Raw genomic sequence first — 15,479 nt, 5'->3', positions numbered from 1 at the left:
TTCCGAGGCGCCGTCTCGAACTTTCGCCCGCAAACGTCGATCTCGGCGCTACGAAGGGAGTCTGCCCATGCCTGAGCAGCAAGACCGCGTTGCCGCACTTGTTGATTCCGACACTCCCCGCCTGATCGAGGTGTTCAAGGACATTCACCGCAACCCCGAATTGGGGTTCACCGAGGTCCGCACCGCCCGCATCGTCGCGCAGGCGCTGACCGACCTGGGGTTCACGGTGACCACCGGCATCGGCGGCACCGGCGTGGCGGCGATCCTGGAGAACGGTCCCGGCGCCACCGTGATGTACCGCGCGGATATGGATGCGCTGGCCGTGGCGGAGGCCACCGGCCTGGACTACGCCAGCACCAAACGTGTCACCCGCGATGACGGCACCGAGACGCCGACCGCGCACGTGTGCGGCCACGACGCCCACGCCACCTGGATGCTGGGGATGGCCAAGGTGCTGGCGCAAGCGACCGATTCCTGGTCGGGCACCGCGGTGCTGATCGGTCAGCCCGCCGAGGAGCTGATCGCCGGCGCGCGGGCCATGGTCGACGACGGACTCTATGACTTCATTCCCAAACCCGACCACTTCCTGGCCATGCACACCGCCCCGGTGCCGGTGGGCATGCTGGCCGCCGTCGGCGGGGAACGGATGGCCGGCACCGACCAGCTCGACATCGTGTTCCACGGCGTCGGCGGCCACGGGTCGATGCCACAACTGGCCAAGGACCCGGTGCTGATGGCCGCGCTGGCCGTCGTCGAGTTCCAAAGCATCGTCAGCCGCAGCATCGCCCCGAACGACACCGCGGTGCTCACCGTCGGAGCGATCCAGGCCGGCTCCAGCTACAACGTCATCCCCGATCAGGCGCTGCTGAAGGTCAACCTGCGCTGGTTTCAGCCGCATGTCCGCGAGCAGCTGCTCGCGGGGATCAAGACCATCAGCGAGGGCATCGCCCGCAGCTACGGCATGCCCGAGGACCGGTTGCCGGTGATCACCATGCGCGGCGGGTCCACTCCCCTGGTCAACGACGCAGACCTCACCGATCGGGTGGCGTCGGCGCTGGGTGGGGCGATCGGCACGGGCAACGTCGTGACCGAGCTACCCCCGCTGGGCGGCTCGGAGGACTGTCATCTGCTCAAGGGCCCGCATAGCGATGTGCCGTTGGCATATTTGTTTGTCGGGGTCGCCGATCCGGGGGTCTACGCTCAGGCCGCCGCGACCGGGAAACTGTTCCCGTATTCGCCGCACAGCCCGGACTACGTGGTGGATCTCGCGGCGATTCCGTTCGGGACGAAGGTCGCCAGTTACGCCATGCTGGATCTGCTCGGCGCCGCGGGCTGACCGCGCCGGGCGGGCCTGAGACGACCGCGGGACGGGCGGGAGTTAACGCCGTGACGGCTGGGGTAACTGTCAATCGATTGCCTGTGCAAAGGTGAAGTGACAGCGGCAGATACGCGTCTACACTCAAGCGCATTCCGATTCAGGGATTCCGTATATCTAAGGAGAATCCAATGCCGCCACGGGTACCCCCGGAGCTGCTGGCGGAGGCGCAGCAGACGCTAACCAACATCATGACCGAGGCGCAGGCCGTTGCCATGAATACGCTCAACAGCCACGAGGATGTCGTTGCCGCCGGATCGTTTTCCGGTGACGCCGCCGTCAAATCGCAGCTGACGGCGGAGCGGATCAATCAAGGTCTTCGGGACGTGATTAACGGCGGTCAACAGATGGCCCACGCGATGGGCGTGACGTTGAGCTTCTGGGACCAGCAAGTGATCGATGCGGGGCACTCGTTCGAGAACGTGCTCGGCAGCATCGCGACTTAACCACCGCGACAATTGTTTTGTGAGGAGCGACGACCATGGGTGCTGCTGACATCACCTACAACTATGGTCATATCGGTGCGGTGTCCGTCGGTTTCGCCGGGAACTCAGCGCAGCTGCTCGACCACCACGATCAGATCGTGAGCCTGATCAACCGGCTGGAGCCGTTCACCGGCGAAGGCGCTAACGCGTTGCGCGACGGGGCAACGCTGATGCTGAAGGGATTGGCGGAGCTCGGCGACGCCGTCGGCTTACACAGCAAGGCCCTGGATTACGCCGTCGACTCGGCGCAAGCCACCGACCTGATGAGCGCCCACAGCTTCAACGGCATCTTCGGCTAACGGCGCCGCCCGCGCCGACCTGAGGCGCACGCCCTACCCCCCGCGGGGGCATTGCGGGACAACGTGCTGACGACCACCGTCGACGGCCTCTGGGCACTGCAGGTGCTCTCCGGCATTGAGGCGCTGGCCCCCGAGCTGGCGCTGCGTCCCATCCTGCCCAGCGTGGAAACCAAACCGCTCGCGCTGGCGCATCCGGTCTGCGCCGCGTTGCACAGCGCCGGTGTGATCGACGACGCCGGGGTGGTGGACCCCACCGTGGTGGAGTGGCTGACCGTCATCGCCCGCCGCGATATCGCCCTGCTCATCCAGCTGCGGCTGCTGGGCGAGAATCCACCCGCACGGGTGTTGCTGGCCCGATTCGCCCGCTGGTGGGTGGTGATGGAACGCTCCGACGACCTGGTCCGCATCGGTGGGGCGGGCACCGCCGCCGCCGAAGACACCGCCGACACCGTGATCGACACCCAGCTCCAGCGGTTGTGCGGCAGGCTGCCACCGGCACCGCTGCGGCCGGTCATCGTCGACGCGGATGCGTTGGCGGCCACCGTGACTAGCCGCGAGAGCCTGCGGGCGTTTCTGACCGCCCAGCGACTCGACGGTGACCAGCTGCAGCTGCTGATGCTGGCCAGCGATCCGCAGCGGTCGGCGCAGGCCGCGATCGTGGCGATTCAATCCGGGCTGGAAACCGGCCGGCCCACCCGTGCCCAGGTGGAACACACCGTGGTCACCATCATGGACACCCCGGCCGGGCGGGTGGTCGCCGAACATGTCCGGTCGGCCGGCAAGAACTGGATGATCCTCGCGCCGGGGACGTCACGTCACATCGGCGGCGCGGTCAACCAGCTGCTGCGGCGGCTGCCCGCGAACGACAAATGGTTTTCCTACCGAAAAGTTGTGTGAGCAAAGGGTTCGGTCCACATGAGTCTGAAGGTTAGTAACGGCACGCTGGCAGATCGACAGAAGAAGGCAATGGATTCGACGGACCGAGGCCCGCGCGGCCCGAAATCAGCTCCGACCCCGCGGGTGCCGCACGATTCGGTGTCCGATACGCTGCGCATCTCGGATTTGGTGGCGCCCCGCAAAATTCCGCCTGGTTCGGGATGGCGCCGGGTCGCCTATCTCACCACGTTTCATGGTGTGAATTTCGGGGAATCGCCGGCCGAACGCCATTACCGGGAACTGCAGGAGCGGATCCGCCGCCATATCCGCAAACAGTTCGTCATCGCGGTGGTCTCCGGTAAGGGCGGGGTCGGTAAGACGACGTTGACGGCGTGTATCGGCGCGGTGTTTCGGGAATGCCGCCCGGAGAACGTGGTGGCCGTCGACGCCGCGCCGGGGTTCGGCACGTTGGCCGGCCGCATCGACGAGACCCCGCCCGGCGATTACGCGGCGGTACTCAACGACACCGACGTGCAGGGCTATGCCGACATCCGAGAGCACCTGGGGCAGAACGGTATCGGTCTTGATGTGTTGGCCGGCAACCGAGCCTCGGATCAACCCCGCCCGCTGGTGCCGTCGATGTTCAGCGGGGTGCTGTCCCGGCTGCGTCGCACCCACACCATCATCGTCGTCGACACCTCCGACGATCTGGAGCACCCGGTGATGAAGGCGGTGTTCGACGCCTGCGACATCCTGGTGTTCGTGTCCGGGCTGACCGCCGACACCTCGCTGCCGGTGACCCGCTCGATCGATTTGCTGCGGTCGATGGGGCACCACGAATTGGTGTCCCGCAGCATGGTCATTCTGAACGACAGCCGCAACAAATACGATCCCGACGCGCGCGATTACCTGACCGAACGCTTCGCCCAGTCCGGTGCCAGCGTGGAATTCATGCCCTACGATCCGCATTTGGCCAAGGGCGGGATCATCGACACCCGGCACGAACTGCGGCGGAAAAGCCGGCTGCGGCTCTTCGAAATCACCGCCGCCGTCGCGGACAAGTACATCCCGGACGCCGAACGGCCGAGATGACGAAAGTTGCGTTTCCGGCACGCTGCGCGGTCGCGGTGGTCTGCGGGCAGCACCTGGTCTCGCAGGTGTACCCGGCGTCGGTGCCGGTGGAGACGTTCATCGACAACATCGTCGAGTTGCTCAACGACGAGCTCACCCGGCGCGGGTTGGGTGGGTTGGACGCCGATATCGGCTACGAACTGCACAAGGCCAACGGGGTGCGACTCGACGTCACCAAGACCCTCGATGATCTGGGCGTCGAAGACGGCGACACCCTGGTGCTGGCGCCCGCCGTCGACGGGGAATCGTTCGAACCCCAATACGAGTCGCTGTCCACCGGGCTGGCCCGGATCGGCAAGCAACTGTGTGAACCCGTCACCGCCGCGACCGCCGCCCACACCGCGGCGGCGATCCTCGCCATGGCCGCGGCGGCGCTGCTGGGGCTGGCGCTGCGCCACCGCACCGCCGCCGACACCCCGCTGGCCAGCATCGTCACCGGCGCGGCCGGGCTGTTGACCGTCGGCGCGGCCGCAGCGGTGTGGCGCTGGTGGCCGCACCGCACCGACATGCTCGGCGGATTCGCCTGGCTGGCAATCCCGTTGCTCGCGGTCAGCCTCGGTGCCGCGGCGCCCGGCGCACTGGGGTCACCGCACGTGTTCATCGCGGCGCTGACGGTGGCGGTGCTGGCCTGCGGGGTCGCCGCGCTGACCGGGCGGCTGGTCCACGCCGCCGCCGCGGTCGTCACGCTGTGTGCCCTGGGCGGCGCGGTCGCCGCGGCCCGGATGTGGCGACCGGTCCCGGCCCAATGGTTGGGCATGGGCACGCTGATCGCGCTGCTGGTGTTGCTGACCATGGCACCGAACATCGCGTTGTGGTGCGCCCGGATTCGACCGCCGCACTTCGGGTCGGTCACCGGGCGGGACCTGTTCCGGCGCAGCGACGGCCTGCCCGCCGACACGGTGGAGCCGGTGTCGGTCGCCGACGACACCGCCGACCCGGACACCACGCCGCGCGGGCGCCGCATCGCCGCCGCGGCGCAGCGCGCCAACAACGTGCTGACCGGCATCTGCGTGGGCGCCGCGGTGGCGCTGCCCGCCGCGGCGTGGGCGACCCTGATGCCGGGCCGACGCCACAGCGTGGCCGCCGCGGTGCTGGTCGCGCTGTTCGTGGTCATCTTCATCAGCCGCGGCCGCGCCTACGCCGACAAACGCCAGGCCGTGGCCCTGGTGTGCGGGGCCGCGGCGGCGGTGTGCGTGGCGGTGGTCAAGTTCGTGGTGCACCAGCCACCCGAGTCCGCGCAGCCGGTGGTGTGGGCAGCGGTGGTCCTGGCCGGGTTTGCCGGCGCGGGACTGGCCGCGGGGCTGCTGGTGCCGATCACCAAGTTCACCCCGCTGGTGCGGATGGCCGCCGAATGGATCGAACTGGCGGCCATCATCGCCGCGCTGCCGCTGGCCGCGTGGATCGGCGGGTTGTTCGCCTGGGTGCGGATGCGATGACCAGCCCGGCGCGCCGGACCTCGGCACTGGCGGCGACGATGCTGGTGGTTGCCGCGCTAACCAACCTTGCGGTGGCGCAGTCGGTTCCGCCGCCCGGGGTGGATCCGGGACGGGTGCCCGGCGACGGCACACCCGGCCCGGAGCAGCCGATGCGGCAAAGCAACATCTGCGCCCAGACCATCACCGTGGCCGACCCGAATGTGGCGATCACCGCACCGGGGTTCACCATGCTCAACGTTCGGCACGCCTGGCAGTACTCGACCGGCACCGGGGTGCCGGTCGCGGTGATCGACACCGGTGTCCAACCGAGTCCGCGGCTGCCGGTGGTGCCCGGCGGCGACTACATCATGGGCGGCGACGGATTGACCGACTGCGACGCCCACGGCACCGTGGTGGCCTCGGTGATCGGCGCCGCGCCGCAGGGCAGCGCCATGCCGGCGCCGATGCCGCCCGGCCCGGCGTTTCCGCCACCGCCCGGCGCGCGGACCGGCTCGGGACCGCCACCCCCGGCCGGGCCACCCCCACCGCCGGCGCCGCCACCGCCGCCGTCCCCGGTCACGATCACCGAAACCGCGCCACCACCCCCGGCCCCGCCGCCACCGCCGGAGCCGCCACCCGACGAACCCGCCAACGCCCCCGGCGATCCGAGGCCCGGCCAGCCCGAGGATCCCGAGGTGCCGCCACCGCCGACCGATGCGCCCGACGGCGTCGCCGGGGTGGCGCCGCACGCGGTGCTGATCTCCATCCGGCAGTCCTCCCGGGCCTACGAGTTGGTCAATCCCGGCCCCGGCGACACCCAGGCCCGCAAAAAGGCGGGCACCGTCGCCACCCTCGGCAGCGCCATCGTGCATGCGGCCAACCTGGGCGCCAAGGTGATCAACGTCAGCGTCACCTCGTGTGTGCCGGTCGCCGATCCGCTGGATCAGGGGGTGATCGGCGCCGCCGTCTGGTATGCCGCCATCGTCAAGGACGCGGTGGTCGTCGCCGCGGCCGGCAATGACGGCGAAGACGAGTGCGCGCAGAACCCGTCCTTCGACCCGCTGGATCCGTCCGATCCGCGGGACTGGCACCAGGTCAAGACGGTGTCGTCGCCGTCCTGGTTCGCCGACTATGTGCTGTCGGTCGGTGCGGTCGACAACGCCGGTGCCCCGATCGGCAAGAGCCTGGCCGGGCCGTGGGTGGCCGCCGCGGCCCCCGGTGTCGGGATCATCGGGCTGTCCCCGCAGACCGGTGGCCCGGTCAACGCCTACCCACCGATCCGGCCCGGCGACAAAACCATGCCGTTTTGGGGGACGAGTTTCTCGGCCGCCTACGTCAGCGGGGTGGCCGCGCTGGTGCGCGCGAAATTCCCCGACCTGTCGGCGCACCAGGTGATCACCCGGATCGTGGCGACCGCGCACAATCCGCCCCGCGGCGTCGACAACCAGGTGGGCTACGGGGTGGTGGACCCGGTGGCGGCGCTGACCTTCGATGTGCCCACCGGTCCGCGCCTGCCCCCGGGCGCGCAGAACAGGATCATCACCCCGGCCGCCCCACCGCCGCCACCGGATCACCGGGCCCGCACCGTCGCGCTGGTGTTCGCCGGCGTGGTGGCGGCCGGGGTGCTGGGCGCGGCGCTGATCGCCCGGATCCGGCGGGCCCGATGACCGTCCGACTGGTGATCATCCTCGGTGTCCTGGCCACCGGGCTGGCCTGCTGGGGTGTGGGCGGATACACCGGTGCCGCAGCGGGTTTGGTGATCGGCGTGGCAGTCGGCGCGGTCCGCTGGCGCGGCGCCCAACCGTGGGCGTGGCTGCTGCGGTGGCTGCGGCGCGCGCAACCGATCGTGTTGCGGGCACCTCTGACGGTGGCCAACGACCGGGCCGGCGGCGGGGTGCGATTCCAGGACGGTGTCGCGGCGGTGGCCGTGCAGGTGTTGGGCAAGCCGCATGCGGCGACCCTGTTCACCGGGTCGACGGCCACCCACACCGACAACACCCTCGATATCGCCGACCTGCTGCCGCTGCTGCACCAAAGCCTGGGGTTGGCAATCGATTCGATCAGTGTGGTCAGTGTCGGGGCCCGGCGCCGCAGCACCGGCGACTACGCCCGGGTGTACGACACGTTGATCGGCACCCCACCGTATGCCGGGCGCCGGGCGACCTGGCTTGTGGTGCGGGTCGCGGCGCTGGACAACGTCGAGGCGTTGCGGTGGCGCGCCTCGGTGGGGACCGCCGCGCTGGCCGCGGCGCAACGGATCGGCGCGGCCCTGCGCCGGCAGGGGATCCGCGCCAAGGTCGCGACCGCCACCGACATCGTCGAGATGGACCGACGGCTGGGCAGCGCGGCGCTGGACGGGGCCGCGCGGCGGCGGTGGGGGTCGGTGCGCGGCGACACCGGCTGGTTGACCACCTACCGGTATCGTGCCGACGACATCACCGCGGCGAAGCTGGCGCAAGCCTGGACGTTGCGGGCCGACGGAATCGTCCAGAACGTCACCGTGTTCGGCGACGGCACCGTGACCGCGACGGTGACCGTGCAGACCGCGCAGCCGCCGGTCAGCCCGCCCAGCGTGCTGCTGCACACGTTGCCGGGCCAACAGCCGGCGGCGATCGCGGGCCACCTGTGCGGTCCGCGGCCGGCGCTGGGTGGGGTCGGTCGCGGCGTGCTGAGCGGTCCGCTGCCGGTGCCGGTCGGACCGTCGGGGGTGCTGCTCGGGAAGTCCGGCGCCGGCAACCGGCTGCTGCTGCCGCTGGACGACCCGGGCGAGCCCACCCGGGTGCACCTCGCCGCCGACGACGCGGTGGCCAAACGGATCCTGATCCGCCTGGTCGCGATCGGCGACCGGCTTACGGTGCACACCCGGGACCCGCGGCGCTGGGCCAGCGTTCGGATGCCGGACCTGGTGGTCAGTGACCGCGTTCGCCCGGTCGCCGGCACCACCGTCAGCGTGACCGACGGCAGTCTGGCCCCCGCGCCGCGGCCGAACACGGTGATCACCATCGGCGAGCCCGGCGCGCCGGGCCGCGCCCCCGCCGACGTGCTGATCAGCCAAACCGGTCCGGGCACCGTGGACGTCACGGCCGGCGGCCGGGTGTACCCGGTGCAGATCGAGTTGTTCCGCGCCGAGAACCGCTACGTGTCGGCCGAGCCGATCACGCCGCTGACGCCGCCCCGGATCGTCGAACTCGAACCGGTGGAGTAGGTCCGCTGATGACCAGCAGCGCCACCAGCACCGTCGCCGCCCGCAAGCGATTCGACGACGCGATGGCGTTGTTGGACACCGACCACGCCAACGTGGCCGCCGCCCGGGCCCGGTTCGCGGAGGCCACCGAGATTGACCCGTCGATGGCCGACGCGTGGCTGGGCCGCATCGCCGCCGGCGACGACGCCCTCACCACCCTGCAGCAGCTCTACGCATACGGTTCCCGGCTGCACCGGGAGACCAACCGGCTCGGGGTGCACCTGTCGGCGGCGATCAAAGCCGGGCCGTACCTGTCCATCTCGGTGACCGAGGCGTCGCACGCCGGGCTGGCGCTGGCCAGCGCCCTGGTCGACGACAGCCAGTACGCGGCGGCCGGGACGCTGCTGGCGGATGCGTCGCTGCTGGACACCTGGGAAAACCACCAATGGCAGCAATACCTGCGGGCCTATCTGATGTTCGTCACCCAGCGCTGGCCGGACGTGATCGCGATCGCCGCGACGGTGCTGCCACCGCAAGCCATCATCATGGCGGCGGTCACCGCCGCCACCGATGCGTTGGCCGCGCACGCCGCAGCCCATCTGGGGCAACCGCGGGTCGCGTTGGAGTGGGTGCAGCGCGTGGAGGTTCGCACGGACCGCCACGCGTTGCCGCGCGAGGCGCGTCGGGTGGCGGATGCCGCCGTCACCGCGATCGATCCCAACGATTTCCCGTTGATCGCCGCCGATCTGGCGTACGTGCGGGGCATGGCGCATCGCCAGCTCGGCGAGGAGGATCGGGCCGAGATCTGGTTGTCGAAGGCCACCATCAACGGCGCGCTCATCGAACCGGCCAAGCAGGCGCTGGCCGACCCCGCGGTGCGCCTGGTGGTCACCGACGAAGAAACCATCAACAGCCGCACCGACAAATGGGATGTGACCACCGAGCAGTCCCGCCAGCAGCGCCGCGATGAGCACGACGACGAGCGGCGCGCCGAACTGCTGGCCGAAGGCCGGGCGCTGCTGGACAACCAGGTGGGGTTAGCCGACGTCAAGCGGGCGGTGGCCGAACTCGAGGACCAGATCGAGGTGCGGGCGCTGCGGCTGGCCGCCGGGCTGCCGGTGACCAATCAGACCAACCACATGCTGCTGGTCGGGCCGCCCGGCACCGGCAAGACCACCACCGCCGAGGCGTTGGGCAAGATCTACGCCGGGCTGGGCATCGTGCGCCATCCGGAGATCATCGAGGTCAAGCGCGCCGACTTTTGCGGCGAACACATCGGCGCCTCCGGGCCCAAGACCAACGAGCTGATCACCCGGTCGCTGGGCCGGATCCTGTTCATGGACGAGTTCTACTCGCTGGTGGAGCGCCACCAAGACGGTCGCCCCGACATGATCGGCATGGAAGCGGTCAACCAGTTGCTCGTCGCACTCGAGGTGCACCGGTTCGACTTTTGTTTCATCGGCGCCGGGTATGAGCGGCAGGTCGACGAATTCCTCACCGTCAACCCCGGTTTGGCGGGTCGGTTCAACCGCAAGCTGCGGTTTGAGTCCTACAGCCCCGACGAGCTGGTCGAAATCGCGATCCGGTACGGCGAGCCGCGCGCCACCGTCGTCGAACCCGCCGCCCGGGCGGCGCTGAACACCGCCTGTGCCCGGCTGCGCGGCTACCGGGCGCCCGACGGCAGCCACGGCATCGACGTCATGCAAAACGGGCGCTTCGCCCGCAACGTCATCGAACGCGCCGAACGGCTGCGGGACTCCCGGGTGGCCGCCCAGCACCGCAGCGCCAAAGGGTCGGTGACGGTGACGGACCTGGAAACCCTGCGGAAGAGCGACGTCACCGCCGCCGTGATTGCCGCCTGCGCCGAAAAGAACCTGCCGATCACGATTTGACCATGCCGCTGCGGCGAGTGACTCTGCGCCTACGGCGACAAAGTTCGAGTGGACCTCGCCATCAGCGCAGACTCAACGACGTTAACCACCCAGGCAAAAATGTGGGCGGTACATTGCTAAGCGGCAGGTAGATTCTTCTATCGCCGGTAGTAACTATGTGGGCACGATACGGACGAGAGGTGCTGGTGGCCGTCGGTCGCAGGTCGGGGAAGCGCCGATGACGTTGGCTCCGGGCACGGTACTGGCCGGCTACACCATCGAACGGGTGCTGGGGTCCGGCGGTATGGGCACCGTCTACCTGGCTCGGCACCGCACCCTGCCCCGCAGCGACGCGCTCAAGGTGCTGTCGGCCGAGCTGTCCCAAGACAGCGAGTTTCGGGCCCGGTTCATCCGGGAGGCCGACCTGGCCGCCACCTTGAACCACCCCAATATCGTCACCATCCACGACCGCGGCGAAACCGACGACGGTCAGCTGTGGATCGCCATGCAGTTCGTCGACGGCACCGACGCGAACGCCGAACTGCACGGCGGGGGCATGCCGGCCGAGCGGGCGGTGCACATCATCACCGAGGTCGGCAAGGCGCTGGACTACGCGCACGCCCGCAACCTGCTGCACCGCGACATCAAACCCGCCAACTTTTTGCTGTCCGGTCAACCGGGCGATCAGGAGCGGGTGTTGTTGGCGGACTTCGGGATCGCCCGCGCCCTGGACGACGCCACCGGGTTGACCGCCACCGGGTCCCTGGTGGCCACCGCCTCGTATGCCGCCCCGGAGGCGATCGAAGGCCACCGGGTGGACGCGCGCGGCGACCTGTATTCGCTGGGGTGTTCGCTGTTTCGGCTGTTGACCGGGCGCACCCCGTACGGCCATCTGACCGGGATGAGCGCGGTCATGATGGCCCACGTGTTTCAGCCGCCGCCGCGGGCCACCGAACTGGCGCCGTGGTTGCCGCCGGCGATCGATGAGGTCATCGCCACCGCGATGGCCAAGGATCCGGCCGACCGCTACCAAAGCGGCCGCGCCCTGGCCGCCGCGGCGGCCGCGGCGCTGGCCGGCCAGCCACTGCCCGCCCCGGACCGGCGTGCGGCGTCACCGGAGCCGACCAGCTGGCCCACACAGACCGGACGCACCGGGGCGCCGTCGGCGACGTCGGCGCTGCCCCCACCGCCGGGGACCCGCGGGATGCCGACGCAGCCCCCCGATGGCCGCACCGCGATCACCTATCCCTCCGGGCACTTCACGCCACCGGGGCTGCAGCCGCCCGCCCAGCTGCGGGCGCCGCAGCCGCCGAAACGACGGCGCCGGACGTGGCTGATCGCCGCCCTGGTGGCCGTGGTCGCGGTGGTCGCGGCCGCGGTCACGGCGGTGGCGTTGATGGGCCGCGGCGAGAAGGAGGCGCCCTATCAGGCGCAGTCCTTCACCGGCGCGTTCGGCACCGTCAAACTCGACCAGCGGCCCCACGCGGTGGCGGCGCTGGGACCGGGGGACGCCGACGGGGTGCTGTCGTTGAAGGTGCAGCCCGTCGTGCTGACCGCCCCGCAAGGGCAGATGCCGACGTGGGAGAAGGATCTGGCGCACACCAACCCCGCGGTGCTGCCGGCGGTGGACCCGGCCGCGATCGCGGCCGCCAAACCCGACGTCATCATCGACAGCGGTGACCTGGATCAGGCCACCTACGCCAAGCTCGCCTCGATCGCCCCGACCATCACCCGGCCCGCCGACGCGGGCGCCTCCTGGAACTGGCAGGCGCAGCTGACCTGGATCGGCAAGATTCTCGGCAAAGACGACGCGGCGAAATCGGTGATCGCCGACGCCGCCAACCAACTGACCCAGGTGCGGATGAAGCACCCGAACTTCACCGGCAAAAGCATCACGGTCATCAACTACACCGGTAACGAAACCACCGTCGCGGTGCGCGAATCCCCGCCCACCGGCTACCTGCAGGGTTTGGGCTTCACCTACAACAGCGCTTTCCAGCGCACACCGGGCGGCCCGGCGGATGTCATCGTGCAACGCCGGTCCCAAACCGAATACGACGCGTTCAAGACCGATGTCGTCATCGTGTGCCGCAGCGACCCGGCCGCGGGTTCGGGCGGGTTCGCCGGGCTGCCGGGATGGTTCACCGCCGCCAGCGTGACCCTGGTGATCGTGGACAATCCGGCCACCATCGCCGCGCTGAACACCGGCGGCCCGGCCGCCACCGCCTACCTCAACACGTCCCTGGTCGACAGACTCGCCGAGGAAATCCGCTAAGCTTCCGCGGGTTACCGCTGGCTGCCTGAGGGGGTTCGCATTCGATGGCCGGAAAGCTCTATCGGATTCCGCGCCGCTGGCCGGCGCTCGTTGGCGCGGCCGCGGCGGGTGCCGTGGTGGCGGGGGTGGCGGCCAGCCTCGGCACCGGATATCTGACAGGTCACCGCGCGGACGCCGCCGCGCCGGCCACCGTCACCGTCACCCCGCAAAAACCGCCGCCGGCGGCACCGCTGCCCACGGCGAAAGCCGACCGGCAAACCTGTCACGGCTGGGACGAGGCCGGAAAACTCATCAACGAGGCGGCCGATGTCCTCTCGGTGATCCCGCAGGGCACCACCATCTTGGAGCCGTCGGTGCGCGACGACCCGGACCGCACCGGCGCCGTCCAGCACGCCGGTGACCTGTTCCATCAGGCTGCCGATGCGCTCAACAAGGCGATTGCGCCGGGCTCCACCCAGGCCCTCGCCGAGATGGCCCACACCACCGTCGACTCCCTCGGCACGCTATCGACGGCGTACAAGGCGTTCGACGAGTCCAGCGGCGATGCGATCACCGTGGCCCGCACCACCGCCCACGCGATGAGCGGGCTGTGCAAACGCCTGGTGCCCTGACAAACGACAGCGGCCGCGACATCATCTGAAGTCTTGTGAGACTCCGAACAATGCCGCGGCCGCGAGCCGAGCGTGGGAACTACGCGCTAGAGACCCCGCCGCGACCGCCGCCGTAGCTGCCCAACACGGCATCGCGCACGGCCGCGTCCTGGTGCCCCATGGCGTCGTGCTGATCGACCGCCTGCTGCGTCTGCTGGTTGTGCCGGGCGATCCAGTCCTGCAGGTTTTGACCAACGGCCATCTCGACCTGCCTGACCGCACCCGCACCCTGACCACTGAAAACACCGTAGAGAGTACGGAACGCCTCGCTCAGTTCCTGGGTGGCAGCATCCAGTTTCGCCCCGTGGCTCGCCAGTTCATCCAGGTTCCCGTACGCCGCTTTGCCGTAGTGAATCTCATCTGTCATTGCTTCGTCTCCTTAAGATCAGATGTGGTCTGTGTTTAGGCGTCGTCGTGCGAGTGGATTTGCTGCACGCCCTCTTCGCTGACGGTGATGAAGTTGAACAGCCCCTTGGTGATCTCGGACGCTTCATCGTTGTAGCTCATCGACGCGTTCATGTAGCTACCGTGAGCGCTTCCGCTCCAGTTTGCCGCCATTGCGTGCTGCTCGTCTTCGATGCTGCGGAAGATCCGGTCGGCATTCTCCGCGTGCTGACGTGCGACCCTAAACGCGGCCAAGGCCTCCGGCACGCTGACTGCGAGTCCGCTGTCATTGTCATGGTCGTTGCCGACGGCTGATGAGTGTTCCATTTCGTCCTCCCTTGTCCTGGACTGATGATTTGTAGCGATCGGAAAGATACGTTACGTAGCTGATCCTCCGGCTGACGTCGCCAATTGGCTGGCCAACCGCCTGCTTGATCCTGTCAGCCGCCACCCTCGCTGGGGGTAACCCACTTCCCGTTTAGCTGAGAGGGATGGCGCCGAAATATGCCAACCCGATAAGAGCCCCCCTCGTTTCTCGAAACGTCTCGATTTGAGGCGTTCCAGCTGGCAGTCAGCGCCTCTGGTCGGCCTTAGCACATGAGGCTAGCAGACTCCCGTAGGGGGTTCGCGCGGAAAAATTGGCAGCTACGAAGCCGCGACCTGCGCCCACCCGCAGAACGTTTGCACAGTTCACTGGGGTGCGGTCGGCCGGTGCTCCGAATGCACACCGGAACCATGTTGCTGAGCGGGGGCCTGGGCCTGGCCGAAACTCGGCAATCCGGCTTGCGGCCCGGTCGGTGCGGCCTGCTGGTCGGGGTGTGCGGGTGCCCGACCATGAGTCGGGTCTGAGCCATAGTTCCCGACATACTCCGCATAGCTGCCGGCTTGTGACGCGGCGGCCTGCTGCGGCTGCCGTGCGGCAGCCTGGTGTGTTTGTTGCGCCTGAACCGTCCCGCCTCGACGCAGCTCGTCGGTGTGGGGTTGTTGTTGTGCGTACTGTCCGTAGTACTGGGCCGCCTGCGCGTAGTAGTCGGCGTAGGCGTCGTATTCGGATTGGGAGGCCCGCTGGCCGACGACGCCGGCCTGCAGTACCAGCGCAGCCACGGCGGCGACTGCCTGCAGGCCGTTGAGCACCACGATGACGGTCAGGGCCCAGCCGGGATGGCTGGCCTCGGGAGGGGTGATCAGACCGGACAGTGCGTCCAGGAAGCCGGCCGCGGCGAGCGCTGCGGTCACCTTGCCGTTCGGCGTCTGCCGGGGGAGCAGGCCGAACACAGCCAGCAGGCCGGCCAGCACGGCAAAGCGGACGCCCCAGCCGGTATCTCCGACATCGAGCACGGCTGCGTAGCTGACCAGGTAGGACGCCAAGCCGAGTGCTACCACCCCCAGGCTGAGGTAGCGATGCAGCGGCGGTGACGAGTCCGACCGAGGCGACGGCTGCTGGTAGGCGCCGTAGCCGCCGGTGCGCTCGGCCGAATAGTAGCCCTGATCGCCAGACCGGTAAGACATGATCACTCCTGAGCTTGTAAACCCC

At 69.2% G+C, this 15,479-nt stretch carries 14 protein-coding genes; 11 read left to right on the top strand and 3 right to left on the bottom strand.

All coding sequences use genetic code 11. From position 1 onward, the window contains the following. Positions 1-67: 67 nt before the first annotated feature. From ACAG26_RS07900 to ACAG26_RS07850, 11 genes are all read left to right on the top strand, one after another. The gene (locus tag ACAG26_RS07900; RefSeq protein ID WP_370480973.1) at positions 68-1,336 is read left to right on the top strand and encodes an amidohydrolase; all 1,269 of its coding nucleotides are present in this window, start codon (positions 68-70) and stop codon (positions 1,334-1,336) included. Positions 1,337-1,506: 170 nt separating this feature from the next. Next, the gene (locus tag ACAG26_RS07895; RefSeq protein ID WP_071029029.1) at positions 1,507-1,821 is read left to right on the top strand and encodes a hypothetical protein; all 315 of its coding nucleotides are present in this window, start codon (positions 1,507-1,509) and stop codon (positions 1,819-1,821) included. A 35-nt stretch (positions 1,822-1,856) separates the two neighbouring features. Further along, positions 1,857-2,159 carry a WXG100 family type VII secretion target gene (locus ACAG26_RS07890; RefSeq protein WP_071029028.1) on the top strand — a complete coding sequence of 101 codons (303 nt, stop codon included), beginning with the start codon at positions 1,857-1,859 and terminating at the stop codon, positions 2,157-2,159. 63 nt (positions 2,160-2,222) lie between these two features. After that, positions 2,223-3,056 carry an ESX secretion-associated protein EspG gene (locus ACAG26_RS07885; protein WP_370480970.1) on the top strand — a complete coding sequence of 278 codons (834 nt, stop codon included), beginning with the start codon at positions 2,223-2,225 and terminating at the stop codon, positions 3,054-3,056. Positions 3,057-3,125: 69 nt separating this feature from the next. After that, entirely contained in the window at positions 3,126-4,127 is a 1,002-nt protein-coding gene (locus ACAG26_RS07880; RefSeq protein WP_370480968.1) for a CpaE family protein, read from the top strand. Next, entirely contained in the window at positions 4,124-5,602 is a 1,479-nt protein-coding gene (eccD, locus tag ACAG26_RS07875; RefSeq protein WP_370480966.1) for a type VII secretion integral membrane protein EccD, read from the top strand. The genes ACAG26_RS07880 and eccD overlap by 4 nt, the downstream gene beginning before the upstream one ends. Continuing rightward, entirely contained in the window at positions 5,599-7,248 is a 1,650-nt protein-coding gene (locus ACAG26_RS07870; RefSeq protein WP_370480965.1) for a S8 family serine peptidase, read from the top strand. Before eccD ends, ACAG26_RS07870 begins: the two co-directional genes overlap by 4 nt. Then, complete coding sequence (gene eccE, locus ACAG26_RS07865) at positions 7,245-8,786, top strand: type VII secretion protein EccE (protein ID WP_370480963.1); 1,542 nt, start codon at positions 7,245-7,247, stop codon at positions 8,784-8,786. The genes ACAG26_RS07870 and eccE overlap by 4 nt, the downstream gene beginning before the upstream one ends. 8 nt (positions 8,787-8,794) lie before the next feature. Beyond that, entirely contained in the window at positions 8,795-10,657 is a 1,863-nt protein-coding gene (gene eccA, locus ACAG26_RS07860) for a type VII secretion AAA-ATPase EccA (protein WP_370480961.1), read from the top strand. A 217-nt stretch (positions 10,658-10,874) separates the two neighbouring features. Further along, the gene (locus ACAG26_RS07855) at positions 10,875-12,911 is read left to right on the top strand and encodes a protein kinase (protein ID WP_370480959.1); all 2,037 of its coding nucleotides are present in this window, start codon (positions 10,875-10,877) and stop codon (positions 12,909-12,911) included. Between the two features lie 44 nt (positions 12,912-12,955). After that, complete coding sequence (locus ACAG26_RS07850) at positions 12,956-13,522, top strand: hypothetical protein (protein WP_370480957.1); 567 nt, start codon at positions 12,956-12,958, stop codon at positions 13,520-13,522. 79 nt (positions 13,523-13,601) lie between these two features. Here ACAG26_RS07850 and ACAG26_RS07845 read toward each other — a convergent pair whose 3' ends face one another. The 3 genes from ACAG26_RS07845 to ACAG26_RS07835 form a co-directional block, all read right to left on the bottom strand. Further along, on the bottom strand, positions 13,602-13,928 hold the full coding sequence (locus tag ACAG26_RS07845; protein WP_370480955.1) for a hypothetical protein: 327 nt from the start codon (positions 13,926-13,928) through the stop codon (positions 13,602-13,604). Between the two features lie 35 nt (positions 13,929-13,963). After that, entirely contained in the window at positions 13,964-14,272 is a 309-nt protein-coding gene (locus ACAG26_RS07840; protein WP_071027449.1) for a hypothetical protein, read from the bottom strand. A 363-nt stretch (positions 14,273-14,635) separates the two neighbouring features. Then, on the bottom strand, positions 14,636-15,454 hold the full coding sequence (locus ACAG26_RS07835; RefSeq protein ID WP_370480953.1) for a DUF5336 domain-containing protein: 819 nt from the start codon (positions 15,452-15,454) through the stop codon (positions 14,636-14,638). Positions 15,455-15,479 lie beyond the last annotated feature (25 nt).

The organism is Mycobacterium sp. pUA109, assembly GCF_041287095.1.
Classification (GTDB): Bacteria; Actinomycetota; Actinomycetes; order Mycobacteriales; family Mycobacteriaceae; genus Mycobacterium.
This window is presented reverse-complemented; position numbering and strand designations above follow the sequence as displayed.